Origin of the sequence: Serratia sp. Nf2 (assembly GCF_003028435.1) — a bacterium.
Taxonomy (GTDB): domain Bacteria; phylum Pseudomonadota; class Gammaproteobacteria; order Enterobacterales; family Enterobacteriaceae; genus Serratia; species Serratia marcescens_L.
This window is the reverse complement of record NZ_PYTW01000004.1, coordinates 289,627-315,546: the sequence shown is the minus strand read 5'-3', so window position 1 is coordinate 315,546 and position 25,920 is coordinate 289,627. Positions and strand designations below refer to the sequence as shown.

24 protein-coding genes are annotated in these 25,920 nt (G+C 58.5%); 20 read left to right on the top strand and 4 right to left on the bottom strand.

Features of this window, described 5'->3' with window-relative positions; all coding sequences use genetic code 11:
- Nucleotides 1-7 precede the first annotated feature (7 nt).
- The 4 genes from aroQ to C9411_RS11780 all read right to left on the bottom strand — a co-directional run bounded on the left by aroQ (nucleotide 8) and on the right by C9411_RS11780 (nucleotide 3,482).
- Nucleotides 8-460 (bottom strand): type II 3-dehydroquinate dehydratase, encoded by a 453-nt coding sequence (gene aroQ / locus C9411_RS11795; RefSeq protein ID WP_004936891.1) that lies wholly within the window; start codon nucleotides 458-460, stop codon nucleotides 8-10.
- Nucleotides 461-747: 287 nt separating this feature from the next.
- The gene (gene msrQ / locus C9411_RS11790; protein ID WP_016930241.1) at nucleotides 748-1,347 is read right to left on the bottom strand and encodes a protein-methionine-sulfoxide reductase heme-binding subunit MsrQ; all 600 of its coding nucleotides are present in this window, start codon (nucleotides 1,345-1,347) and stop codon (nucleotides 748-750) included.
- Nucleotides 1,348-2,349, bottom strand: a complete 1,002-nt coding sequence (gene msrP, locus C9411_RS11785) for a protein-methionine-sulfoxide reductase catalytic subunit MsrP (RefSeq protein WP_063988555.1) — start codon at nucleotides 2,347-2,349, stop codon at nucleotides 1,348-1,350.
- Nucleotides 2,350-2,504: 155 nt separating this feature from the next.
- Complete coding sequence (locus C9411_RS11780; protein ID WP_063988556.1) at nucleotides 2,505-3,482, bottom strand: MDR family oxidoreductase; 978 nt, start codon at nucleotides 3,480-3,482, stop codon at nucleotides 2,505-2,507.
- A 204-nt stretch (nucleotides 3,483-3,686) separates the two neighbouring features.
- Here C9411_RS11780 and csrD point away from each other — a divergent pair, with 204 nt between their 5' ends.
- The 20 genes from csrD to C9411_RS11680 all read left to right on the top strand — a co-directional run bounded on the left by csrD (nucleotide 3,687) and on the right by C9411_RS11680 (nucleotide 25,919).
- Nucleotides 3,687-5,621 carry an RNase E specificity factor CsrD gene (gene csrD / locus C9411_RS11775; RefSeq protein WP_063988557.1) on the top strand — a complete coding sequence of 645 codons (1,935 nt, stop codon included), beginning with the start codon at nucleotides 3,687-3,689 and terminating at the stop codon, nucleotides 5,619-5,621.
- Between the two features lie 413 nt (nucleotides 5,622-6,034).
- The gene (gene mreB, locus C9411_RS11770; protein ID WP_003855260.1) at nucleotides 6,035-7,078 is read left to right on the top strand and encodes a rod shape-determining protein MreB; all 1,044 of its coding nucleotides are present in this window, start codon (nucleotides 6,035-6,037) and stop codon (nucleotides 7,076-7,078) included.
- A 94-nt stretch (nucleotides 7,079-7,172) separates the two neighbouring features.
- The gene (mreC, locus tag C9411_RS11765) at nucleotides 7,173-8,198 is read left to right on the top strand and encodes a rod shape-determining protein MreC (RefSeq protein ID WP_063988558.1); all 1,026 of its coding nucleotides are present in this window, start codon (nucleotides 7,173-7,175) and stop codon (nucleotides 8,196-8,198) included.
- The gene (mreD, locus tag C9411_RS11760; RefSeq protein ID WP_004936918.1) at nucleotides 8,195-8,683 is read left to right on the top strand and encodes a rod shape-determining protein MreD; all 489 of its coding nucleotides are present in this window, start codon (nucleotides 8,195-8,197) and stop codon (nucleotides 8,681-8,683) included. Before mreC ends, mreD begins: the two co-directional genes overlap by 4 nt.
- Before the next feature lie 10 nt (nucleotides 8,684-8,693).
- On the top strand, nucleotides 8,694-9,278 hold the full coding sequence (locus C9411_RS11755; protein WP_048321988.1) for a nucleoside triphosphate pyrophosphatase: 585 nt from the start codon (nucleotides 8,694-8,696) through the stop codon (nucleotides 9,276-9,278).
- Nucleotides 9,279-9,316: 38 nt separating this feature from the next.
- Nucleotides 9,317-10,786: a ribonuclease G gene (rng, locus tag C9411_RS11750; protein ID WP_063988560.1), complete on the top strand. Its 1,470-nt coding sequence runs from the start codon at nucleotides 9,317-9,319 to the stop codon at nucleotides 10,784-10,786.
- 88 nt (nucleotides 10,787-10,874) lie between these two features.
- Nucleotides 10,875-14,678, top strand: coding sequence for an AsmA2 domain-containing protein YhdP (gene yhdP, locus C9411_RS11745; RefSeq protein ID WP_107227101.1), 3,804 nt, complete (start codon nucleotides 10,875-10,877; stop codon nucleotides 14,676-14,678).
- The gene (nit1, locus tag C9411_RS11740) at nucleotides 14,675-15,535 is read left to right on the top strand and encodes a deaminated glutathione amidase (RefSeq protein WP_047729770.1); all 861 of its coding nucleotides are present in this window, start codon (nucleotides 14,675-14,677) and stop codon (nucleotides 15,533-15,535) included. Before yhdP ends, nit1 begins: the two co-directional genes overlap by 4 nt.
- A 7-nt stretch (nucleotides 15,536-15,542) precedes the next feature.
- Nucleotides 15,543-16,988, top strand: a complete 1,446-nt coding sequence (gene tldD, locus C9411_RS11735) for a metalloprotease TldD (protein ID WP_107227100.1) — start codon at nucleotides 15,543-15,545, stop codon at nucleotides 16,986-16,988.
- Between the two features lie 107 nt (nucleotides 16,989-17,095).
- On the top strand, nucleotides 17,096-17,860 hold the full coding sequence (locus C9411_RS11730; protein ID WP_107227135.1) for a CDP-diacylglycerol diphosphatase: 765 nt from the start codon (nucleotides 17,096-17,098) through the stop codon (nucleotides 17,858-17,860).
- A 476-nt stretch (nucleotides 17,861-18,336) separates the two neighbouring features.
- Nucleotides 18,337-18,726 (top strand): hypothetical protein, encoded by a 390-nt coding sequence (locus C9411_RS11725; protein ID WP_063988563.1) that lies wholly within the window; start codon nucleotides 18,337-18,339, stop codon nucleotides 18,724-18,726.
- A 65-nt stretch (nucleotides 18,727-18,791) separates the two neighbouring features.
- Entirely contained in the window at nucleotides 18,792-19,850 is a 1,059-nt protein-coding gene (locus tag C9411_RS11720) for a methyltransferase (protein WP_107227099.1), read from the top strand.
- 66 nt (nucleotides 19,851-19,916) lie between these two features.
- Entirely contained in the window at nucleotides 19,917-20,642 is a 726-nt protein-coding gene (locus C9411_RS11715) for a beta-ketoacyl synthase chain length factor (RefSeq protein ID WP_063988565.1), read from the top strand.
- Complete coding sequence (locus tag C9411_RS11710) at nucleotides 20,618-21,457, top strand: lysophospholipid acyltransferase family protein (protein WP_074181137.1); 840 nt, start codon at nucleotides 20,618-20,620, stop codon at nucleotides 21,455-21,457. Before C9411_RS11715 ends, C9411_RS11710 begins: the two co-directional genes overlap by 25 nt.
- Nucleotides 21,432-21,689 carry a phosphopantetheine-binding protein gene (locus C9411_RS11705; RefSeq protein WP_049204340.1) on the top strand — a complete coding sequence of 86 codons (258 nt, stop codon included), beginning with the start codon at nucleotides 21,432-21,434 and terminating at the stop codon, nucleotides 21,687-21,689. The genes C9411_RS11710 and C9411_RS11705 overlap by 26 nt, the downstream gene beginning before the upstream one ends.
- A 13-nt stretch (nucleotides 21,690-21,702) precedes the next feature.
- Nucleotides 21,703-21,954 (top strand): acyl carrier protein, encoded by a 252-nt coding sequence (locus C9411_RS11700; RefSeq protein ID WP_063988567.1) that lies wholly within the window; start codon nucleotides 21,703-21,705, stop codon nucleotides 21,952-21,954.
- A 6-nt stretch (nucleotides 21,955-21,960) separates the two neighbouring features.
- Nucleotides 21,961-22,539, top strand: a complete 579-nt coding sequence (locus C9411_RS11695; protein ID WP_063988568.1) for a hypothetical protein — start codon at nucleotides 21,961-21,963, stop codon at nucleotides 22,537-22,539.
- Entirely contained in the window at nucleotides 22,536-23,897 is a 1,362-nt protein-coding gene (locus tag C9411_RS11690; protein ID WP_107227098.1) for an AMP-binding protein, read from the top strand. The genes C9411_RS11695 and C9411_RS11690 overlap by 4 nt, the downstream gene beginning before the upstream one ends.
- Complete coding sequence (locus C9411_RS11685; protein ID WP_063988570.1) at nucleotides 23,884-24,237, top strand: hydroxymyristoyl-ACP dehydratase; 354 nt, start codon at nucleotides 23,884-23,886, stop codon at nucleotides 24,235-24,237. The genes C9411_RS11690 and C9411_RS11685 overlap by 14 nt, the downstream gene beginning before the upstream one ends.
- Nucleotides 24,228-25,919 carry a glycosyltransferase gene (locus C9411_RS11680; RefSeq protein WP_107227097.1) on the top strand — a complete coding sequence of 564 codons (1,692 nt, stop codon included), beginning with the start codon at nucleotides 24,228-24,230 and terminating at the stop codon, nucleotides 25,917-25,919. Before C9411_RS11685 ends, C9411_RS11680 begins: the two co-directional genes overlap by 10 nt.
- Nucleotide 25,920 lies beyond the last annotated feature (1 nt).

Genomic DNA, 25,920 nt, shown 5'->3' with positions numbered 1-25,920 from the left:
GGAGCAATTAGTGGGTTTTCGACAGACGGTTAACCGCTGCCTGTAAAGCGAAAGCGTAGCCATCCGCACCGAGGCCGCAAATCACGCCTACCGCTACGTCCGAGAGATAAGAGTGATGGCGGAAAGGTTCGCGGGCGTGCACGTTGGACAGGTGGATCTCGATGAACGGGATCTGCACCGCCAGCAACGCATCGCGCAGCGCCACGCTGGTATGCGTGAACGCCGCCGGGTTTATCAGAATGAAATCGGTGTTGCCGCGCGCCTGATGAATGCGATCGATCAGCTGATGCTCGGCGTTGGATTGCAGATGGCTCAGGGTAATATCCAATGCGGATGCCTGGTTTTCCAATCCGTTAACAATCTCTGTCAGCGTCGTGCTGCCGTACTTCTCCGGCTCACGCGTCCCCAGCAGATTGAGATTGGGGCCGTTCAGAAGCAAAATGTGAAACTTATCCGCCATTGTGCTGGTATCTCCGGCAATAAAACCATCATCGTAGAAAATAACCCGATGTTATCGATTTGTCACCTGTTAAGGGGCAAATTCACCCTGAGAACAGAAACAAGGTCGGGCATTATAACGATATCGTAGCAATTCGCAGCTAAATACTGGTCTTATCAGCGAAGATATTCAACCCCAAATCGACGAACTTGGGGATCCGTGACAGGAATATGAGCGCTGGAACACAGAAAAAGTTCCGGCCGGCGGCGTGTGTTTTTCCGCGACAATAACACGCGCCGCCGCGCGATTCAGCGCCACCAGGCGCGGAATTTCTTGTAGCGCAGGCCCAACAGCGCCACCGCCAGCAGCGCGTAAATGAACGGCTGGGGGGAAAACGTTTTGACCGACCACAGGTAGTGGATGGGGGCGAGGATCGCCGCCAGATAGACGAAGTTGTGCAATGTTTGCCATTTGGCGCCCAGTTTGCGCATCGCCCACAGCGTCGAGGTGGCCGCCAACGCCAGCAGGATCAGCCAGGTGAGGATGCCGAGCGTCAGATAAGGGCGGTTCACCAGCTCGCTGCCCAGCAGGCCGAGATTGCTCAGCCCCAGCTCCAGCGTGGAGTAGCTTATCAGGTGCAGCGTGCCCCAGGCAAAGCACCACAGCCCCACCAGACGGCGGCAGCGGATCAGCAGCGGCTGGCGGGCGTAGCGCGCCAGCGGGGCGATAGCCAGCGTGGCCAGCAGCAGTTTCAGCGTCATTCTGCCGGTAAAATGCTGAATGTCCTTGGACGGATCGGCGCTGAACCAGCCTTGATCCACCGCCAGCACCAGCCAGAGAAAGGGCAGAAACGCCGCCAGATGCAGGGCGGCTTTCAGCCATTTGATATGAACAGGCGTCAGGCGCACTTAGAAATTCTCCCGCAGATCCATGCCGTGATACAGCGAAGCCACCTGATCGGCATAGCCATTGAACAGCAGCGTCGGTTGGCGTTTGACGTCGAGAATGCCGCCGGAGCCGATGAAGCGCTCGGTGGCCTGCGACCAGCGCGGATGATCGACGTGCGGGTTCACGTTGGCGTAAAAACCGTACTCGTTCGGCGCGGATTGGTTCCAGGTGGTCGGCGGCTGATCGCGCACCAAACGGATATGCACGATCGATTTGATGCCTTTGAAGCCGTATTTCCACGGCGTGATCAGCCGCAGCGGCGCGCCGTTTTGCGGCGGCAGGGTTTTGCCGTACACGCCGACGGTCAGCAGTGCCAGCGGATGCATCGCCTCGTCCAGCCGCAGCCCTTCGACGTAGGGATATTTCAGGCCGCCGCCGATAAAGCGATCTTTCTGGCCGGGCATCTGCTCCGGATCGTACAGCGTCTGGAAGGCCACGTAGCGCGCGTTGCTGTTCGGTTCGGCCAGCTTGATAAGCTTGCCCAGTTCGAAACCGATCCACGGCACCACCATCGACCAGGCCTCGACGCAGCGCATGCGGTAAATGCGCTGTTCCAGCGGGAAACGCTTCATCAGATCGTCGATATCCAGCGTTATCGGCTTTGCCACTTCGCCGTCGATGCGCACTTTCCAGCCTTCGGTTTTCAGCCCGCCGGCGTTGGCGGCCGGATCGGCTTTGTCGAGGCCGAATTCATAGAAGTTGTTGTAGCCGGTGACCTTGTCTTCCGGCGTCATCGCCAGCTGCGCCTGCCAGGCGGCCGGTTTGCTGAATGCCAGCGCTTTGCCCGGCGGCGCCTTGGGGCGATCGTTGCCTTTGAACCACGACAGCAGGTCCGCCCGCGCACTGGTAGGCAGCGCCAGCGTAGCGGCGGTGATGCCGAGCGCCTGCAGCACTTTGCGCCGCTGGTGAAACACGCTCTCCGGCGTGACGTCGGCTTCGGTCAATTTCGGGTGTTTGTTCATGCTTATGCTCTCCGCGACTGATTCCCGCCGCCTGCGAGCGGCTAACGGGTCTCCATGAAATAAGCATGGCGCTAAAGCCGGCCGGAAGCGAGGGGACGCGGGAAAATATGAAATTTCGCAGAAGCGAGCGATCCCCCCGTCGCCGGGGGGAAAGATCAGCGGATTTTCACCAGGGTGCGGCCGGTGATTTGGTTGTTCAGCAGCGCGGCGGCGGTGGCCGGCGCTTGCTCGAGGGCGATTTCGTGCGTGGCCTGCTGATAGAAGCTGTCCGGCAGAATGCCGGCCAGCCGTTCCCAGGCGGTTTGGCGGCGGTGCAGCGGCGTATGCACCGAGTCCACGCCCTGCAGGCGCACGTTGCGCAGAATGAACGGCATCACGGTGGTCGGCAGCTGATAACCGCCCGCCAGGCCGCAGGCGGCGACGGTGCCGTTATAGTTCATCTGCGCCAGCACCCGCGCCAGCAGCTTGTCGCCGACGGTGTCCACCGCGCCGGCCCACAGCTGCTTCTCCAGCGGGCGCGGCGTGTCGATATAGCCATCGCGCGACATCACCTCTTTGGCGCCGAGCGCTTTCAGGTACTCGGTATTGCTGTCGCGGCCGCTGATGGCGGTCACCCGGTAACCCAGCGCCGCCAGCAGGGCGATGGCGGTGCTGCCCACGCCGCCGCTGGCGCCGGTCACCAGAATATCGCCGTCGTCCGGATGCACGCCGCCTTCCTCCAGCGCCATCACGCACAGCATGGCGGTAAAGCCGGCGGTGCCGATGATCATCGCCTTGCGCTCATCCAGGCCGTTCGGCAGCGGCACCAGCCATTCGCCGGAGACGCGCGCCTGCTCGGCCAGGCCGCCCCAGTGGTGTTCGCCCACGCCCCAGCCGGTGAGCACCACGCTTTGCCCCTCTTTGAAGCGATCGTCACGGCTGTGGCGCACGGTGCCGGCGAAGTCGATGCCCGGCACCATCGGGAAGTTGCGCACGATCTTGCCTTTGCCGGTGATCGCCAGCGCATCTTTATAGTTCAGGCTCGACCAGTTGATGTCGACGGTAACATCGCCTTCCGGCAAGCTATCGCTGCCGATATCTTTGATATGAGCCAGAGTTTGGTCGTCTTGTTGTTCCAATAACAGTGCACGCATGTCACTCTTCCTCTCGTTTACACTTTTCTATCAATGGCTGAATCACATTTATTTGACTATATGCATAATAAGCGGCCCAAGTCCTGATAAAGGACAAAAACGGCGCTTGCAGGTTTAATTCCTCGGCAAGGCTTGTTAGGGTTGGACGGCCCCTTTTAGCTAAAGGGTGAACACTCACTTAACCATAGCGGACAAGGCACAGGGATGCGATTTACCACCAAACTCTCTGCATTGATCACTCTGTTGGTCGCGCTGGCGATGTTTTTGATGCTGATGGGATGCTCATACAGCTTCTTTTACGTTACCCAGGATCGCCAGGAGCGCCGCTTGGATTCGCTGGTCACCACTCTCGATCAAGCCATGCTGAGCGAGCCGCCGCAGGAACAGGAGAAATGGTTGCCGATCGTCATGCGCACGCTCGGCATCGTGTCGATCCGCATAGAGGCCGGTACCAGCCAACTGCTCGACTATAAATTACCGACGGTCAAAAAAGAGCACTGGGATGCGCTGAACGGCTATCGTCAGGTCTCGCGTCCCCTGTTGCAGCATCCGGGCAGCACGCTGCACATTACCTATCGCGATCCCTTCGCCAGCGACGTGCGCACGTTGCAATCCACCGCCGCCGTCACGCTGTCGATCGTCGTGATGGTGGTGGTTTTGCTGTTCAGCCTGCGCTGGCTGCGTGAGCAGGCCGACGGTGAAGATCGCCTGGAACGCCGCGCGCGGCGCATTCTGAACGGCGAGCGTGAAAACGTCATGCAGGGCGACGTGCGTGAGTGGCCGGCCAACGTCAGCGGCGCGCTCGACCGCCTGCTGGCCGATCTGGCGGAAGCGCGGGAAGAGCGCAGCCGGGTCGATACGCTGATCCGCGCCTTCGCCGCGCAGGACGCCAAAACCGGGCTGAATAATCGCCTGTTCTTCGATAACCAATTGACCACTCAGCTGGAAGACGAAGGCTCGCACGGCATCGTGATGATGGTGCGGCTGCCCGATTTCGAGACCCTGCGCGAGACGCACGGCAGCGTGGCGGTGCAGGAGCTGATGTATTCGCTGGTCAACCTGCTGTCTACCTTCGTGATGCGCTACCCGTCGGCGCTGCTGGCGCGCTATTTCCACAGCGATTTTACCGTGTTGTTGCCGCATCGAACCCTGAAGGAGGCCGATGGCATCGCGTCACAGCTGGTCAATGCCATCGATGCCTTGCCTTCCACGGCGCTGATCGATCGCGAGGCCTTCCTGCACATCGGCATCGTGGCGTACCGCAGCGGTCAAACTACCGAGCAGGTGATCGATTATGCGGAGCAGGCGACGCGCCACGCTACGCTGCAGGGCGAAAACGGTTGGTATGTGTACGACAGCCAGGTGCCGGAAAAGGGGCGCGGCAGCGTCAAATGGCGCACGCTGCTGGAACAGGTGCTGGCGCGCGGCGGCCCGCGGCTGTATCAGAAACCGGCGGTGACCGTGGGAGGCGAGGTACATCATCGCGAGATCATGAGTCGGATCTATGATGGCACCCAGGAATTGCTGCCGGCGGAATATATGCCGCTGGTGCAGCAGCTCGGCTTGGCGGAGAGTTACGATCGCCAACAGGTGAGCCGCGTCATCCCCTTGCTGGCGCAGTGGCCCGAAGAAACGCTGGCGTTCCCGCTGTGCGTGGACTCGATTTTGCAGCGCTCTTTCCAGCGCTGGCTGCGCGATACGCTGTTGCAGTGCGAAAAAAGTCAGCGTAGGCGAATTCTGATTGAACTTGCAGAGGCAGATGTGTGTCAACATATCGACCGTTTGCGTCCGGTGCTGAGGTTGCTGTCAGGGCTGGGCTGCCGCCTCGCGGTGTCCAAAGCGGGTTTAACCGTGGTCAGTACGTCCTATATCAAGTCGCTGCAGGTGGAGATCGTCAAGCTCCACCCGGGGCTGGTGCGGAGTATCGATAAGCGGGACGAAAATCAGCTGTTCGTGCAGAGCCTGACCGGCGCCTGCGCGGGCACGCGCGCGCAGGTGTTCGCCGCCGGCGTACGCACGCGCAACGAGTGGCAGACGCTGAAAGATCGTGGGATCCACGGCGGGCAGGGCGACTTTTTCGCGCCGCCGGAACCGATCGACGCGGGGCGTAAAAAATATTCACGTCGTTATCGCGTTTAAGCTGATTGCCGGACAAAAATTGACGTAGAATGAGCGCCGGATCCATCTGGGCCATGTCACCCGTCATTTTGGAGTTTTCTCCAATCTGCCTGCGACAACGACGCCTATTTGAGATAGGCTCTTGTCAGCTTTTATCTGGTTGACGTTGGTAGGTGCTTACCATCGGCGGCAATCAGGGAATATGTTAGATTTTATGAGCTGTGTTACGCCGTTTCGTGCGTTGACAGGGTGGTAAACTGAGCCTTTGTTCAGGGAATTCAGGCCTCATCCAATTTCCGTGCATTCGAGCAGAAACAATACAGACTATTTTTCACCGAAGTAGAACGTTTTTGCGCCTTGTCGCTGCTTCGTGTGGTTGGTAAAGTAGGCGGATTTTATTTTCCGCCCCCAGCTTGCAGGATTATCCTTTCGTTATGTTTAAGAAATTTCGTGGCATGTTTTCCAACGACTTGTCCATCGACTTGGGTACCGCCAATACCCTGATTTATGTTAAAGGGCAAGGCATCGTACTGAATGAACCTTCGGTGGTTGCCATTCGTCAGGATCGTGCCGGCTCCCCAAAGAGCGTTGCGGCCGTCGGTCATGACGCCAAACAGATGCTGGGCCGCACCCCCGGCAACATCGCGGCTATTCGCCCGATGAAAGACGGCGTGATCGCCGACTTCTTCGTGACCGAAAAAATGCTGCAGCACTTTATCAAACAGGTTCACAGCAACAGTTTCATGCGCCCAAGCCCGCGCGTGCTGGTCTGTGTGCCGGTCGGCGCGACCCAGGTTGAACGCCGCGCTATCCGCGAGTCCGCCCAAGGGGCCGGCGCGCGTGAAGTGTTCCTGATTGAAGAGCCGATGGCGGCGGCGATCGGCGCAGGTCTGCCGGTCTCCGAAGCGACCGGTTCCATGGTGGTGGATATCGGTGGCGGTACCACTGAAGTGGCGGTGATCTCGCTGAACGGCGTGGTGTACTCTTCTTCCGTGCGCATCGGCGGCGATCGCTTCGATGAAGCCATCATCAATTACGTGCGCCGCAACTACGGCTCGCTGATCGGCGAAGCCACCGCCGAGCGCATCAAGCACGAAATCGGTTCTGCCTATCCGGGCGACGAAGTGCGCGAAATTGAAGTCCGCGGCCGTAACCTGGCCGAAGGCGTACCGCGTGGCTTTACCCTGAACTCCAATGAAATCCTCGAAGCCCTGCAAGAGCCACTGACCGGCATCGTCAGCGCGGTGATGGTTGCGCTGGAGCAGTGCCCGCCAGAATTGGCCTCCGACATTTCCGAACGCGGCATGGTATTGACCGGCGGCGGCGCGCTGCTGCGCAACCTCGATCGCCTGCTGATGGAAGAAACCGGCATTCCGGTCGTGGTGGCGGAAGACCCGCTGACCTGCGTGGCGCGCGGCGGCGGCAAGGCGTTGGAAATGATCGACATGCACGGCGGCGATTTGTTCAGCGAAGAATAGTCAGCCCCTGGAAGGAGGAATCGTATCGGATGAATGCGCACAGCGAGAATCGGGTACGGTTCCTCTTTCTGTTGTCGAGGAACTCGCATAATTTATGAAGCCGATTTTTAGCAGGGGGCCTTCCCTGCAACTGCGACTTTTTTTGGCGGTGATTGCGGCCATTGGCCTGATCGTTGCCGACAGCCGGCTCGGCACGTTCGTGAAGATACGCAACTACATGGACACCGCAGTCAGCCCTTTCTATTTTCTGGCCAACGGGCCGCGTAAAGTTTTGGACAGCGTGTCAGAAACGCTGGCCACCCGCCAACAGCTGGAGCTGGAAAACCGCGCTCTGCGGCAGGAACTGCTGCTGAAAAACAGCGATATTCTTCTTCTTGGCCAATTCAAGCAGGAAAACGCCCGCTTGCGCGAGCTGCTGGGCTCTCCGCTGCGCCAGGACGAACACAAGATGGTCACCCAGGTGATCTCCACCGGTTCCGATCCTTACAGCGATCAGGTGGTGATCGACAAAGGGTCGGACAACGGCGTCTATGAAGGCCAGCCGGTGATCAGCGACAAGGGCGTGGTCGGTCAGGTGGTGGCGGTGGCGAAAGTCACCAGCCGCGTGCTGCTGATCTGCGACGCCTCGCATGCGCTGCCGATCCAAGTGCTGCGCAACGATATTCGGGTGATCGCCGCGGGCAGCGGCTGCGCCGACGACCTGCAACTGGAGCATCTGCCGAACAACACCGACATCCGCGTTGGCGACGTGCTGGTCACCTCCGGCCTTGGCGGCCGCTTCCCGGAAGGGTATCCAGTGGCGGTGGTCTCCTCGGTCAAGGTCGACAACCAGCGCGCTTACACCGTGATTCAGGCGCGGCCGACCGCCGGTCTGCAACGCTTGCGCTACCTGTTGCTGCTGTGGGGCGCCGATCGCAACGGCGACATGCCGCTGCCGCCGGACGAAGTGCACCGCGTGGCCAATGAACGCCTGATGCAGATGATGCCGCAGGTGCTGCCGCCTGCCGGCTCCGTCGGGCCGCAGCTGCCGGCTCCGGCCACCGGCGTGGTGCCGCAAACCGTCGCTCCAGCGTCTGCTCAGCCCCAGGTTAAGCCTGCCGCGGCGGGAGTGGTGCAATGAACAGCTACCGCAGCCACGGGCGTTGGATAATCTGGCTATCGTTCCTGGTGGCGTTGGTGCTGCAAATCATGCCGTGGCCGGAGCAGATCTACATGTTCCGGCCTTCCTGGCTGGTGCTAATCCTGATCTACTGGGTGATGGCCTTGCCGCATCGGGTCAACGTCGGTACCGGCTTCGTGCTGGGGCTGATCATGGATCTGATCCTCGGCTCCACGCTGGGCGTGCGCGCGCTGGCGCTGGGCATCATCGCTTATCTGGTGGCGTTCAAATTCCAACTGTTCCGCAATATGGCGCTGTGGCAACAGGCGCTGATCGTCGTGCTGCTGTCGCTGTCGATGGACGTGGTGGTGTTCTGGGCTGAGTTTTTAGTGATCAACGTCTCTTTCCGCCCAGAGGTGTTCTGGAGTAGTGTGGTAAACGGCATTTTGTGGCCGTGGTTATTCCTGTTGATGCGTAAAATCCGCCGTCAGTTCGCCGTACAGTAAGGATATATCAATGACTTCGCTTTATCTGGCCTCCGGCTCCCCACGTCGACGTGAACTGCTGACCCTGCTGGGCGTGTCGTTCGACATTCTGCTGACGCATACCGAAGAGCAGCGCCGGGAAGGCGAAGCCGCGGAAGCCTATGTGCGCCGCCTGGCTCAGGACAAAGCCAAAGCGGGCGTGGCGCTGGCGCAGGAGGATCGGCCGGTGCTGGGCGCCGACACCATCGTGGTGCTCAACGGCCGGGTGCTGGAGAAGCCGCGCGACGAAGCCCATGCGGCCGAAATGCTGGCGGCCCTGTCCGGCAAGCAGCATCAGGTGATGACGGCGGTGGCGATCGCCGATCGCCACGACGTGCGTTGCCAACTGGTGGTGACCGACGTGACGTTCCGCAGCCTGTCACAACAGGATATCCGCGACTATATTGCTACGGGCGAACCGATGGATAAGGCGGGCGCCTATGGAATTCAAGGAAAGGGTGGTTGTTTCGTCAGAACGATAACCGGGAGTTATCACGCGGTGGTCGGTCTGCCGCTGGTCGAAACACATGAGCTGCTCAGTAATTTTGTCGCATTACGTGATGTAAGAACCGGTTGATGGGCGCTGCCATTATCGACCGGCTCTGAGGAGAAGGCATGACAGCTGAGCTACTGGTTAATATCACACCGTCTGAAACGCGGGTCGCCTATATCGATGGCGGCATTCTGCAAGAGATCCATATCGAACGCGAATCCAAACGCGGCATCGTCGGCAATATCTATAAAGGACGCGTCAGCCGCGTTCTGCCGGGCATGCAGGCGGCGTTCGTCGACATCGGCCTGGACAAGGCCGCCTTCCTGCACGCCTCCGACATCATGCCGCATACCGAATGCGTCGCCGGCGACGAGCGGAAAAACTTCCACGTGCGCGACATCGCCGAGCTGGTGCGACAGGGGCAAGATCTGATGGTGCAGGTGGTGAAAGATCCGCTTGGCACCAAGGGCGCGCGCCTGACCACCGACATCACGCTGCCTTCGCGCTATCTGGTCTTCATGCCGGGCGCGGCGCACGTCGGCGTTTCGCAGCGCATTGAAAGCGAAGCCGAGCGCGAGCGCCTGAAATCCATCGTTGCGCCGCACTGCGACGAGCTGGGCGGCTTTATCATCCGCACCGCGGCGGAAGGTATCGGCGAGGAAGAGCTGGCGCAAGACGCCGCGTTCCTCAAACGCCTGTGGACGAAGGTGATGGAGCGCAAGAAGCGCAACCAGACCAAATACAAGCTGTACGGCGAGCTGGCGCTGGCGCAGCGCATCTTGCGTGATTTCGCCGGTGCGGCGCTGGATCGCATCCGCGTCGATTCGCGACTGACCCACGATCTGCTGGTGGAGTTTACCGGCGAGTACATCCCGGACATTACCAACAAGCTCGAGCTCTATACCGGTAGCCAGCCGATTTTCGATCTGTATGATGTGGAAAACGAGATCCAGCGCGCGCTGGAGCGCAAGGTGGAGCTGAAGTCCGGCGGCTATCTGATCATCGATCAAACCGAGGCGATGACCACGGTCGACATCAACACCGGCGCCTTCGTCGGCCACCGCAACCTCGACGAAACCATCTTCAATACCAACATCGAGGCGACGCAGGCCATCGCGCGCCAGCTGCGGCTGCGCAACCTGGGCGGCATCATCATCATCGACTTTATCGATATGAACAACGAAGAGCATCGCCGCCGGGTGCTGCACTCGCTGGAGCAGGCGTTGAGTAAAGATCGGGTAAAAACCACGATCAACGGCTTCTCTCAGCTAGGCTTAGTTGAAATGACGCGTAAACGAACGCGTGAAAGCATTGAACATGTGCTCTGCCACGATTGTCCTACTTGCAATGGGCGCGGCACCGTGAAAACGGTGGAAACCGTGTGCTACGAGATCTTGCGCGAGATTGTGCGCGTGCACCATGCTTACGATTCCGATCGCTTCCTGGTGTACGCTTCGGCGGCGGTCGGCGAAGCGCTGAAGAGCGAAGAGTCGCATGCGCTGGCCGAAGTGGAGATCTTCGTCGGCAAACAGGTGAAGGTGCAGATCGAACCGTTGTACAGCCAGGAGCAGTTCGACGTCGTCATGATGTAGCCCGCCCGACATCGGTAAGGGCCCGGCACGCCGGGCCCGTCAGTGCATAGATATTCCCGTTGCCAGGCAGCGGAGCAAGGAGAACTGCGTGAGGCGACTGCCTGGGATTCTGTTAGCAACAGGCGCCACCCTAATTGTGATTGTGGCGCTGCTGATCAGCGGGCTGCGCCTGATGCTGCCGAAGCTGAACGACTACCGTCCCCAACTGCTGGCGCAGGTGGAGAAGCTGTCCGGCGTGCCCGTGCGAATGGACTTCGTGCAGGGCAGTTGGGAAACGTTTGGCCCACAGCTTGAAATGCGCAACCTGAGCGCCACGCTGCCCAAAAGCGATGTGCATATCGAACGCGTGACGCTGGCGCTGGACGTGTGGCAATCGCTGCTGCACTGGCGCTGGCAGTTCCGCGATCTGACCTTCTATCAATTCCGCCTCGATCTGAACGCCACGCTGGGCGGAGACCGGCAGGGCGACGGCCTTGAGCCGGGTAAAATCAGCGATCTGATGCTGCGCCAGCTCGACCACTTCGATTTGCGCGACAGCCGTATCTCGTTCCTGACGCCCGCCGGCGCGCGCGCCGAATTCGACATTCCTCAGCTGACCTGGCTCAACGGCCGCGATCGCCACCGCGCCGAGGGGCAGATCAGCCTGTCGACGCTGAACGGCCAACACGGCGTGGTGCAGCTGCGCATGGACCTGCGCGATAATCAGGGCCTGCTGGACACCGGCACGGTCTACCTGCAGGCCGATAACATCGACATGAAACCCTGGTTTACCCGCTGGCTGCGCGCCAACACCGGGCTGGAAAGCGCCGACTTCAGCCTGGCGGCCTGGCTGCAGGTGCAAAACGGCGAGATTGCCGGCGGCCATGCGTTGCTCAAGCAGGGGGCGGCCAACTGGGATACCGGCGCCGCGCAGCACCGGCTGGACGTGGACAATCTGGCGCTGTCGCTGCGCCGCCAGGGCACCGGTTGGCAGCTCGATGTGCCGCAGCTGCGGTTGAGCACTGACGGTCAGGCCTGGCCGCAGGGCGCGCTTTCCGCGCTGTGGTTGCCGGAAAACACCAAATTCATGGGGCCGGCGCAGAATGAAGAGCTGCGGGTGCGCGCAACCCACCTTCAGCTGGAGCGTCTGTCGGCGCTGCTGCCGACCTTCTCGTTCCTCAGCCCGGACGTGCTCGATCGCTGGAACGATCTGCAGCCGCAGGGGACGATGGAAGCCTTGGCGCTGGACATTCCGCTGAAGCAGCCGGAAAAGAGCCGTTTTCAGGCGCTGTGGCGTGATGTCAGCTGGCAGCATTGGGAACTGCTGCCCGGCGTCAACCACTTCTCCGGCGCGTTGAGCGGCGGGGTGGAGAACGGCCGCCTGACGCTGGGGCTGGCAGGCAGCACCTTGCCTTACGGCGATATGTTCCGTGCGCCGCTTGAAGTCAGCAGCGCGCGCGGCGCACTGACCTGGCGTTACAACGATCAAGGCTGGGAGCTGGCGAGCCAGGGGCTGGACGTCAAGGCGAAGTCGCTGTGGGTCAATGGCGATTTCCGCTATCAGCAGCCGGCCAAGGGCGATCCGTGGCTGAACATCCTGGCGGGCATCCGCCTGTATGACGGCGCCGACGCCTGGCGCTATTTCCCGGAACCGCTGATGGGCAAGCATCTGGTGGACTACCTGAGCGGCGCCATTCAGGGCGGCCAGGTGGATAACGCCACGCTGATTTATTCCGGCGATCCGCAGCACTTCCCGTACCGTAAAAACGAAGGGCAGTTCGAAGTCTTCGTACCGCTGCGTCATGCCACCTTCCAGTTCCAACCGGGCTGGCCGGCGCTGACCGATTTGGCGATCGATCTCGATTTCGCCAACGAAGGATTGTGGATGCATGCGCCGCAAACCCGGTTGGGCAAGGTGGCGGGCAAAAATATCAGCGCGGTGATACCGGATTACCTGAAAGAGCGGCTGCTGATCGACGCCGAAGTCGCGGGTGCGGGCAGCGACGTGCATGACTACTTCATGCAGACGCCGCTGCACGATTCGCTCGGGGCGGCGCTGGATCAGCTGCAGATTGGCGGTGATGTCAGTGGGCGCTTACATCTCGATATCCCGCTGGACGGCGAGCAGGTCAGAGCCACCGGCGAAGTGGCGCTGAACAACAACTCGTTGCTGATCAAGCCGCTGGACAGCGAACTGCAAAAGCTCAGCGGCAAGTTCCGCTTCGACAACGGCAACCTGCAGAGCGACCCGCTGTCGGCCACCTGGTTCGGGCAGCCGGTGGCGGTCAACTTCACCACCCAGGAAGGCGAGCGTGACTACAAGGTCAACGTCGGCCTGAAGGGCGACTGGCAGCCGGGCAAGTTCCCCGGCCTGCCGAAAGAGGCCGCCGATGCGCTCAGCGGCAGTGCGCCCTGGCAGAGCCAGGTGGCCATCACGCTGCCGCATCAGGGCTCGGCCAGCTACGATATCGGCCTTGACGCAGACTTGAAAAAAGTGAGCAGTCACTTACCTTCGCCGCTGGATAAGGCGCCGGGTGAAGCGTTGCCGGTGAACGTCAAGGTCAAAGGCGGTCTTAACGGCTTCATGTTGGCCGGCAGTGCGGGCAAGCAGAACCGCTTCAACAGCGAATGGAACTTCGACAAAAAACAGGTGAATCTGGCGCGCGCCGCCTGGCAAACCAACGGTGGCGGCACGCCGCCGCTGCCGGCCGGCAAGTCGATGACGCTGAACCTGCCGGCGCTGGACGGCGAGCAATGGCTGGCGCTGTTGGCGCCGGCGCTGAAACAGGGCGGCGGCAGCGGTCAGGTGGGCGGTTTCAGCTTCCCCACCACCGTGGCGCTGACCACGCCGCAGCTGCTGTTGGGCGGCCAGGCCTGGCATAAGCTGACGCTGTCGGCCGAAAAACAGCTGGGTGCCACCGTGGTGAGCGCCAAGAGCGATGAAGTGGACGGCAGCCTGCGGGTGGCCGATCGCGGGCCGTGGCGCGCCGATATCAACTACCTGTATTACAACCCGCAGTTCGCCGAGACGAAAAACGCGGCGGGCACGCCGACGCCGCCGGCGGAGAAAGTTTCCTTCCGCGACTGGCCTTCGCTGATGCTGCGCTGCAAGTCGTGCTGGGTGCTGGGGCAGAACCTCGGCAGGGTCGAGGCGGATTTGAGCAATCGGGGGGACACCCTGACGCTGGATCACGGCTTGATCGACACCGGCAAAGGGCGCATGAGCGCCACCGGCCTGTGGAAGCAGAACGCGCAGGAAGAACGCAGCTCGTTGAAAGGCAAGCTGCTCGGCGGCAAGATCGATGAAACCGCCGCCTTCTTCGGCATCACTATCCCGCTGAAAGGTGCGCCTTACGACGTGGACTTCGATCTGTATTGGCACGGCGCGCCGTGGCAGCCGCAGGTCAATACGCTGAGCGGCGCGCTGCAGGTCAAGATGGGCAAGGGCGAGATCGACAGCATGGGCGGCGGCCGTGCCGGTCAGCTGCTGCGGCTGGTCAGCTTCGACGCCCTGCTGCGCAAGCTGCAGTTCGATTTCAGCGATACCTTCGGCAAAGGTTTCTACTTTGATTCCATCCGCAGCACCGCCTGGCTGAAAGATGGCATAATGCATACTGATAATCTATTGATCGATGGCCTGGCGGCGGATATCGCCATGAGTGGCCAGATCGATCTGGCGCGCCGCCGCATCGATATGGAGGCGGTGGTGGCGCCGGCGATTTCGGCGACCGTCGGCGTGGCCACGGCGTTTGTCGTCAACCCGATCGTCGGCGCGGCGGTATTTGCCGCCTCGCAGGTGCTGGGGCCGCTGTGGAGCAAGATTTCGCTGATTCGTTACCATATCAGCGGCGATCTCGATCAGCCGAAGATCAATGAGGTACTTCGTAAGGCAAAGGAGGATAAGGCGTCATGAGGAATGCTAACGTTGCGTTGTTGCAGTTGTGCAGTGGCGATCAGGTGCGCGATAACCTGGCCCAGATTGAACAGCAGATCAAGCAGCTCAATGCCGGGGTAAAACTGGTCATGACGCCGGAGAACGCGCTGCTGTTCGCCAACTCTGCGGCCTACCGCCAGCAGGCGGAAAAACAGGGCGATGGCCCGCTGCAGAACGCGGTGCGCGAGCTGGCGCGCCGCTATGGCGTGTGGTTGCTGGTGGGCTCGATGCCCTTGATCAGCCGCGAAAATCCGGAGCTTATCACCACCAGCAGCCTGTTGTTCGACGAGCAGGGCGAGATCCGCGCTCGCTACGACAAGCTGCACATGTTCGATGTGGACATCAACGATGCGCACGGCCATTACCGCGAGTCGGATACCTACCAGCACGGGCAGCACCTGACGGTGGTGGATACGCCGGTCGGGCGTTTGGGCATGACCATATGCTACGATCTGCGCTTCCCCGCGCTATTCCAGGCGCTGCGGGCGCAGGGCGCCGAACTGATTTCGGTGCCGGCGGCCTTTACCCGGGTCACCGGTGAGGCACATTGGGAAATCCTGCTGCGCGCCCGGGCGATCGAAAACCAGTGCATGATCCTGGCGCCGGCGCAGGTGGGGCGCCACGGGCCGACCCGCCGCACCTGGGGCCACTCGCTGGCTGTCGACGGCTGGGGCAAGGTGTTGGCCGAGAACGCGGACGCTGTGGCGGCACTGAAGGTGCGCGTGGACACCGCAAGCCTGCAGCCCTTGCGGCAACAGATGCCGGTATTGCAGCACAACCGATTCCAGACGTCGCTGACGGCGCCGTCTGACAAGCTATCCTCCAATCAAGAGTGAAACCATTATGAGTCTGACGTTTGTCAGTGAGCAGTTACTCGCTACCAACAAGCTGAGTCATCAAGACCTGTACCAGGTACTGGGTCAACTGGCAGAACGCCGTATCGACTATGCCGATCTCTATTTCCAGTCCAGCTATCACGAAGCCTGGGTGATCGAGGACGGCATCATCAAGGATGGCTCTTACAATATCGACCAGGGCGTCGGCGTGCGCGCCGTTAGCGGCGAGAAGACCGGCTTCGCCTATGCCGATCAGATCACCCTGAATGCGCTGCAGCAGAGCGCCCAGGCGGCGCGCAGCATCGTGCGTGAGCAGGGCGACGGGCGGGCGCACACCCTGGGCGAGGTCGGTTACCGGGCGCTGTATCCGCTGCTCGATCCGCTGCAAAGCCTGCCGCGCGAAGAGAAAATCGCCCTGCTGCACCGCGTCGACAAGGTGGCGCGCGCCGCCGATGCGCGAGTGCAGGAAGTGAACGCCAGCATCACCGGCGTTTACGAGCAGGTGTTAGTCGCCGCCACCGACGGTACGCTGGCGGCGGACGTTCGCCCGCTGGTGCGCCTTTCCGTCAGCGTGCTGGTGGAGCAGGACGGCAAGCGTGAGCGCGGCTCCAGCGGCGGCGGCGGCCGTTTCGGTTACGACTATTTCCTGGAAAGCGTCGACGGCGACGTGCGTGCCGATGTCTATGCCCAGGAAGCGGTGCGCATGGCGCTGGTCAATCTCGGTGCGGTAGCGGCGCCGGCCGGCAATATGCCGGTGGTGCTGGGTGCCGGCTGGCCGGGCGTACTGCTGCACGAGGCGGTGGGCCATGGCCTGGAAGGCGACTTCAACCGGCGCGGCACCTCGGTGTTCAGCGGCCATATGGGCGAGCTGGTGGCTTCCGAGCTGTGCACCGTGGTGGATGATGGCACCCTGCAAGGGCGCCGCGGCTCGCTGGCGATCGACGACGAAGGCGTGCCGGGCCAGTACAACGTGCTGATCGAAAACGGCGTGCTGAAAGGCTACATGCAGGACAAGCTCAACGCGCGGCTGATGGGCGTCGCGCCGACCGGCAACGGCCGCCGCGAGTCCTATGCACATCTGCCGATGCCGCGCATGACCAACACCTACATGCTGGCGGGCCAATCGACGCCGGAAGAGATCATCGCCAGCGTTGAGTACGGCCTATACGCGCCGAACTTTGGCGGCGGCCAGGTGGACATCACTTCCGGCAAGTTCGTGTTCTCCACCACCGAAGCCTACCTGATCGAGAAGGGCCGCATCACCAAACCGGTGAAAGGGGCGACGCTGATCGGCTCCGGCATCGAGGCGATGCAGCAGATCTCGATGGTCGGCAACGATCTGGCGCTTGATAAAGGCGTGGGCGTATGCGGCAAGGAAGGCCAGAGCGTGCCGGTGGGCGTTGGCCAGCCGACGCTGAAACTGGATACGCTGACCGTCGGCGGCACGGCGTAATCTTTCCTCAAGGGGCCATGCACCGGCCCCTTGTTCATTCCCCATTTTGAGTTTTTTCTCGCCCGCGCAAAGAGTGCTGTGCGGCGATGATGCCGAGAAAGATGACGATGGCGTGCTTTGGTGTGTCTACCCAGCGTTGGTTGCTGTTGCTGGGCGTTTTGTCCCTGACGGGCTGTGCCCGTTCCGATGCGCTGTGGGGCGTGGTCGATAAGCTCTGCATGGCCAACTATCAGCAAAAGCGCGATCCGGCTCCGTGTGAGCAGATTTATATGCCGCAGGGGAAAGCGCAGGGTTTCAGCGTGCTGCAAAACCCGCGTTATCCCTACCACTTCATTCTGGTGCCGACGGCGCCGCTTTCCGGTATTGAAAGCCCGCTGCTGCTGGCCGGGGAACGGACGGACTATTTTGGCTATGCATGGCTGATGCGTTACCGGCTGGCCGCCGAGTATGGCGGGCCGGTGCCGGACGACAGGCTGGGCATGGCGATCAACTCCGCTTATGGCCGCAGCCAGAACCAATTGCATATTCATCTGACCTGCCTGCGCGAAGATGTACGGCGCCAATTGCAGGCGGAACGCCCCTATATTCAGGAACAATGGCGGCCTTTGCCGGATAAGCTGTTGCGCCACACCTACTATGCCCGCCGCGTGATGCAACCGACCGCGATGGGCATCTACCCGATTAAGGATCTTGCGGATTATTTTCATCTGTCGCCGCAGCAGCTGGCGGAGTATGGCGTGGCCATTGTTCCGACCACGTTTGCCGGCCAACGGGGGGTTATCTTGCTGGCCTCGAAGCGTGGCTGGGACGTTGGCAACCGCGCCTCGGTAGAATCGCTGCTGGATAAAACATGCGCGATTTTGCCGCGTTAATCTCAAGCATTTCTCGCTACACGATACTGATTAGCCGGCCTGTGCAGGTGTATCAGTCATTACCTCTGCAGTTCCCCCTTTCGCCAGTCATGCTTGGCAATGAGAGCCAGGGATTTGGTATAATTTAGTTACATTTTTCTTGAGTAAGGGTATTGTTTGGAGTACTTTAAATGGCCGGAACTGATGGTCATGAATAAGCATTTTGATGGTGTTAATTTAATCGATATAATCACCGATAGCTTCAATGAATATTGGATGGTTACAAATTCAATCTGTCCGATAGTTCATTGATTTACGAGTCTTTCACTGTTTTTATATTGATTTCATTCAGCCTGTGAGTGGCTGATGATTTTAATTTAAAAATACCGTAAGGTGCCGGTTAATAAATAAACTGTGGTTTCATTTGACTGTATTGTTGCAGGTATTCATTTATCCATTGATGAAAGTTATCAAAATTACTTTAATATGGAGGTTGTATGAAAAGGGTTTCCAAGTTGTTAATCGCATTTTCCGTGGCAGGGGCCTTAGTGGGATGTGCGCGCACAGCGCCGGTTGATAATGTTCATTCGACAGTTAGTGCCGGGCATAGTGAAGCTCAAGTCAGAAGCGCAATCCTTAAGGCGGGCGCCCAGCGCCAATGGATCATGAATGATGCAGGGCCGAGTGTCATCAAGGCGCGTCAGCAAAACCGCAATCACAGTGCAGAGGTGCGTATTACCTACTCGGCAACGGCTTATTCTATCGATTATGACAGCAGCCAGAATTTGCTTGCTTCTCAAGGTAAGATTCATAAAAACTATAATCGTTGGGTACGCAATCTGGATAAAGATATTCAGGTTAACCTCGCCACGAATGCAGTGCAGTAATATCTTTTTAGTCGGGCCAAGTATGGCCCGATAAATATTTTTAGCACAGGACGCTTATCATCGTTATGTATGAACAAGACACCTTTAATGCGCTTGATGCCATAACTGAAGCGCAACGCATTGCTTTTGCTCCCATGCTGTTTCAAACGGCGCTTTGTTTGCGCAATGGGGGGGTGTTGGCCTATCTGGATAAGCAAGGTGAACAAGGCGCGTTTCTGGATGAAATCGTTGCTAATAGCAGTCTGAATGATTATGCCACCAGCGTGCTGTTGGATATGGGGTTGAGTGGTCGCATCATTACCTGCCGCGACGAGCGCTACCGCCTCACAAAAGTGGGGCACTTCCTGCTGCATGACACGATGACCCGTGTGAATATGGATTTCACACAGGATGTCTGTTATCAGGGGTTGTTCTTTCTGACGCAAGCGCTAAAGGAGTCCAAACCTGCGGGTCTCCAGGTGTTCAGTGACACGGAAACTATCTATCCTGTGCTGTCCCAGTTACCATCTCCAGCTCGTGAAAGTTGGTTTGCATTCGATCATTACTACTCTGATGCGGCCTTTCATGCTGCGTTGCCGCATATTTTCGCCGGCCAACCTCTAAGCCTGTACGATGTCGGAGGAAATACGGGAAAATGGGCGCTGCGTTGCTGCCAATACGATGACGATGTCACGATTACGATACTGGATTTACCGCAACAAATTGCACTTGCCCGCCAAAATGTCGAAAATGCCGGTTTTTCTCACCGCATTGGCTTTCATGCGGTTGATATGCTCAAAGATGCCACATTGCCTGGCGAAGCGGATATCTGGTGGATGAGCCAGTTCCTCGACTGCTTCGCTCCGCAGCAGATAATTGGCATGTTGGAGCGTATCGCCAAGGTGATGAAACCTGGTGCTCGGTTGTGTGTTATGGAGCTGTTCTGGGATGCGCAAAAATTTGAGGCGGCCTCATTCAGCCTGAACGCCACGTCGCTTTATTTTACCTGCATGGCTAACGGCAATAGCCGTTTTTACAGCGTAGAGAAATTTTATCGCTACTTGGAAACGGCAGGATTTGAGGTTGAAAAGCGCGTCGATCATCTCGGTGTTGGTCATACCTTACTCATATGCAAGAAAATTTGACTTAAAAAGAGGCGTCAATTTGGCGCATTGTGCCAGAGATTACGGATACACCACGGATTTGCGTTAATGAAATTTGCCTTGAACATAGTCGACTGGCAGGCTCGAGCACCGGGTCTGAGCGCAGCGACCCAGTGGCTTGCATGGGCGCGCCAACCTGATGCCATTGATCCGAGCGCGCCTCAGGCGTTGCCTGATGAATTGCCGATGATGGTCGCCCGTCGCTTGAGCTCCGGCAGTAAGCTGGCGGTTGATTGCGGGCTCTCTTTGCTGCGTCGTCATGCCGTTGACGCCGTGCTTTATACCAGCCGTCACGGGGAACTGGAGCGTAACTACCGTATCCTTCATGCATTGGCGACCGGCCAGGCTGTTTCACCGACGGACTTTACCATGTCGGTTCATAACTCCGCGGTTGGAAATCTGACGATCGTTGCCAAGCAACCGATCGTATCCTCTTCGCTTTCCGCCGGCATGGATACGTTCCAGCAAGGGCTTTGTGAAGTGGTTTGCTTGCTGCAGGCCGGCCATCAACGTGTATTGATGGTGGATTTTGATGGTGTGATCCCAGCGTTTTACCATCCGGGGCTTCCTGCGCAAATGCCCACCTGGGCGTATGCCGTGGCGCTGTTGTTTGAGCCGGGGGATATGCTGCAATGCTCCACGGAGAGTGATTATGCAGGCAATGAAGTGTCTTTGCCGCAAAGCTTGCAGTTCTTAAGGCACTATCTCGCGCAGACGCCCCACTTTACGATTGACGGAGAACGGCTGCAGTGGCGTTGGAGTCTCATGAAATGAACGCTGTAACCGGATTAAACCGTATCTGGCGCTTGGTCATGACCGGGTTTTGCTTCGCATTATTTGGGCTCGGTGGGCTGCTGCTTTCCCTGACCTGGTTTAATTTGCTCTTGCTTGTTATACGTGATGACAATAAGCGCTGCCGCATAGCGCGGCGCAGTATTTCAGCCAGTTTTCGATTGTTCTTAACGGTAGCGAGGAGCATTGGCGTATTGGATTACCGTATCCATGGCGCCGATTGCCTGCGTAATGAACGCGGCTGTCTGGTGGTGGCGAATCATCCTACGTTGATTGATTATGTGCTGCTGGCTTCCGTGATGCCGGAAACGGATTGCCTGGTGAAAAGCGCATTACTGAGAAATCCGTTTGTCAGCGGGGTGATTCGTGCAGCGGATTATCTGGTTAACAGTCAGGCTGAGACTTTATTGCCACAGTGTCAGGAAAGATTGGGGCGCGGAGACACCATTTTAATTTTTCCTGAGGGCACGCGTACCGAGCCGGGGAAAAAGATGTCTCTGCAGCGCGGGGCGGCCAATATTGCCGTCCGCTGCCGCCGCGATCTGCGTATTGTGGCGATTTGCTGCAGTGAGCATTTATTGGATAAACAGAGCAAATGGTACGATGTCCCCCTTACAAAGCCGCTCTTTGAGATCAAAGTACGCGGTCGAGTGCCGATCGATCATTTTTATGATGGCAAAACACCAGAGCCGGCATTGGCGGCCAGGCAGCTGAACCGGCACCTTTCGCAACAATTACAATTCGTTGAAACACCTTTTTCGGGACTTAATGATGCAAGCGCTTTACCTAGAAATTAAAAATCTCATTATTGATACGTTGAATTTGGAGGAGCTGACGGCGGATGATATTGAAACGCAGGCGGCTCTGTTCGGGGAAGGATTAGGTCTGGACTCAATCGATGCGCTTGAACTCGGGCTGGCGGTAAAAAATAAGTACGGCATCGTGCTTTCCGCCGAAAGTGAAGAAATGCGCCAGCACTTTTACTCTGTAGCAACGCTGGCTTCTTTTATTCATTCGCAACGAGCCTGAGAAAGAGTCCGCCATGACAGAACAACACGCTATTTATGAAGAAGTCTCCGCGCTTCTGATCAAACTCTTTGAAATTGATCCCGCGTCGATTACGCCTGAAGCCCGCTTGTATGAAGATCTTGAGCTCGACAGCATCGATGCGGTCGACATGATTGTGCAATTGCAAAAGAAAACCGGCAGGAAGATCAAACCGGAAGAGTTTAAAGCTGTGCGAACCGTTCAAGATGTCGTCGAAGCGGTAGAACGTTTGCTGCGAGAAGTCTGATCCATCGTGCAAGGGAAAAGGTTGTCGGTACTTCAGGTCATGATGGCGCTAATCGTGTTAGCTTGGCCGTTTTTGGTTTGGTTTGGCCTGCTGCATGGAGGCCTGCATTGGCTGCTGCCATCGATGGCGCTGATGCTGTTTCTACGCTTACGTCAGCTGCGGCGAAAAGCCGGGCCGATGCATCGCATTATGCAGAGTGTGGCATTGGCGGGGATTGCGTTATGCGTTACCAGCGCGCTGTTACGCGCTCATCAGCTGCTGCTGTGGTGGCCGGTCATTGTCAATGTGGTGATGCTGTTTGGCTTTGGCGGTTCGCTGCGGAGTGATATGCCGTTGGTCGAGCGTTTGGCTCGGCTGCGCGATCCGCAGTTGCCCCCTGAAGGCGTTCGTTATACGCGTCGTGTTACCCAGGTCTGGTGCATCTTCTTCGTGTTCAACGGCTCCATGGCCTTCTTAACCGCCTTGCATGGAGATATGGCGCTTTGGACAATGTGGAACGGCATGATTGCTTATCTGCTGATAGGCGCGCTGATGGCCGGCGAATGGTTGGTGCGTCGTCGCATAATACGGCGAGATGTGCGATGACTCCCCCTCTTTCACTGTCGCAATGGTTAAGTGCATCGCGCCCCGATGAGACGCTCATTGCTTGGCTTGGCGAACAGACCTGGACACTCGGTCAATTGCGCTATGACGTATCGATATTGCTCGATCGCTTGCGTCAGCAAGAAGCCGAACGCTGGGCGCTGTGCTTTGAAAACAGCTACCTGTTAATTGTGGCGTTGTTGGCTGTCTTGTACGCCGGCAAAACACCGGTGATCCCAGGGCATCGCCGGGTCTCACTGCTTGAAGAGCAACAGTCGCTGTTTAACGGCGTGTTAAGTGATGCCGAACTGTGCTGGAGTGGGGCGCTGCTCGTTGTGGAATCAGCCCAAAAACCGGCGCCGACGAAGATCTGTCTGCCGGCGCTCACCGATGACGCCAGCATCGAACTGTTTACTTCCGGATCCACCGGGCAACCCAAAAGAGTCGTTAAGCGGATCGCGGTTCTGGATGATGAAGCCAGGCTGTTAGCGACCCGCTTTTCTGGGCAGTTGGACGGTTGTCGTGTGGTGGCATCGGTGGCTCCCCTGCATCTCTATGGCCTCACGTTTAGCATTTTCTTGCCTATGTCGCAGGGATTGCCTCTGCATGCGGCAATGCTTCATTACGTCGAACAGTTGGCTGCTTTTGATCGTTCATATCGCTATCTGTTTGTCAGCAGTCCTGCTTTCCTCAAACGACTCGATCCCCGGTTGGCTGCGCCATCGGTCAACATGATTTTCTCCGCAGGCGGCATGTTGCCATGGAAAGACGTTATGGCGACGCAAGCGTGGCTCGGCGTCTGGCCGGATGAAATTTACGGCAGTACTGAAACCGGCATTCTTGCCTGGCGCTACCGCGAACAAGATGACATTCCGTGGCAACTTTTTCCGGGGGTGACGCTCACGGCAGAGGGCGATGCCTTCCGCGCCGTATCACCGTTGATTGCGCAACCTGACGGGCAATTATTGGATGATGAGCTGCAGTTTATCCAGCATGGTCGTTTCCGTTTGCATGGGCGCCGTGGACGAGTGGTGAAAATTGAAGAGAAACGCATCTCACTGAGTGAAGTAGAACGTCGGCTGATAGCGCTGGACGGCATTCAGGATGCGGCGGCGGTGCCGATTTTTCGTCGAGGACGCCAAGGTATCGGTGCATTGCTGGTATTAGATCGTGAGCGGCAGGATGCCTGGCGAGAAAAGCATGGCAACGCGTTGGAATTGTCGTGGCGTCGTGCACTGTTGCCGTGGCTTGAGCCGGTGGCTATTCCTCGTTATTGGCGGGTGGTTGATGAAATCCCGGTAAACAGCATGAATAAGCGCGTTGATACGCAATTACAGGAGTTTTTCAATGACGCCCCATAAAATCGAATGCTACCAGCCGCAGCCTGGTCAAGCCGAGATCACCTTTTCTCTTGAGCCGGAAATGTTCTGGTTCAAAGGGCATTTCGCCGTGCAGCCGCTGTTACCGGGCGTAGCGCAACTCGACTGGGTCATGCATTTTTCCGCGATGCTGCTCGCGCCGGGTTTTCACTTCCACAGTATTCAGAACGTCAAATTTCAGGCGCCGTTGTTGCCGAAAAATCGAGTGACGCTGAGGCTCAATTGGCATGAGGAGCGTGGCAGCCTTACTTTCGCTTACCTGCGGCATGATGGCGCAACCCTTCATACCGCCAGCAGCGGGAAAATCCGGTTATGTCGTTGAGTTATTTGCCCTGCGTCGTGATCCCCTGCTACAACCACGGCGCGATGATGGCGCGCGTACTATCGCGTCTTGAGCCCTTGGCCTTGCCCTGCATTATCGTCGATGACGGCAGCGATGCCACTACGCGGCGTGAGCTTGATGCTCTGGCTGAGCAATACGAACGTGTGATTTTGGTTCGTCAGGATGTCAACGCGGGTAAGGGCGTGGCCGTTATTCGCGGTTTGGAGGCGGCAGCATGCGCTGGTTTTACCCATGCGGTGCAGGTCGATGCCGATGGGCAACATGCGATTGAAGACATCCCTGCACTGTTAGCGCTCAGCGAACGGTATCCGGAAGCGCTGATTTCCGGGTTGCCGATATACGATGATTCCGTGCCGCGATCGCGCCTCTACGGACGTTGGGTGACGCATGTTTGGGTATGGATTGAAACGCTTTCTCTGCAGTTGAAAGACAGTATGTGCGGCTTTCGCGTTTACCCGTTAGCCCCGACTTTGCGGCTCGCCGGGCGCGTTTCACTGGGGAGGCGGATGGATTTCGATACGGAGGTGATGGTGCGCCTTTATTGGCAGGGTAACACCAGCTATTTCGTCCCGACGCGAGTGACTTATCCCCTGGACGGGGTATCGCATTTCGATACGTTGAAGGACAACGTTCGTATCTCGATAATGCACGCCCGGTTATTTTTCGGCATGTTGCCGCGTATTCCTTCTCTGCTGTGTCGCAGCACAAATGCGCATTGGGCGAAACAAGCGGAAGTTAAAGGAATGTGGGGCATGCGCTTCATGTTAGCGGTGTGGCGGTTGCTCGGTCGCCGCGCATTTTCGCTTTTGCTGTGGCCGGTAGTTGGCGTCTACTGGCTGAGCGCGGCGGCGCCGAGACGGGCATCCCGGCAGTGGATTGCGCGCGTACGTCAGCAGCTTGTTTTGCGGCGGCAGGCAATTCCCCCGCATCTGAATAGCTACCGCCACTTTTTGCGATTTGGGCACGCCATGTTGGATAAGGTCGCCGGTTGGCGGGGAGAGCTGAAATTGGGGCGAGATATCGTTTTTGCTCCGGGGGCGGAAGAGGCACTCAACAGCGGCAGTACGCAGGGCAAGCTGTTATTGGCTTCACACCTGGGGGATGTGGAGGCGTGTCGGGCGCTGGCGCAGCGGCAAGGTGGGAAAGTGGTGAACGCCCTGGTCTTCAGCGAAAACGCCCAACGCTTTAAACAGGTGATGGAAGAAATGGCACCGCAGGCGGGAATAAACCTGCTCCCGGTGAATGACATTGGCCCTGAAACGGCAATGTTGCTGAAGGATAAATTGGATCGCGGCGAGTGGGTGGCTATCGTTGGCGATCGCATTGCGGTAAATCCGCAGCGCGGTGGCGATTGGCGCGTCAGCTGGAGTTCGTTTATGGGGCAGCCGGCGCCTTTCCCACAAGGGCCGTTTATTCTAGCCGCATTGCTGCGTTGCCCAGTGTTGTTGATTTTTGCTTTGCAACGGGAGGGAAAACTGCACATACATTGTGAGGCTTTCGCCGATCCGCTGCCATTACCGCGCGCTGAACGTCAACAGGCCCTTCAGGTGGCTATAGACCGCTATGCTGCCCGTCTTGAATATTTCGCGCTGATGTCCCCGTTGGACTGGTTTAACTTTTTCGATTTTTGGCGGCTGCCTGACACCGCCGATAAGGAGTAAT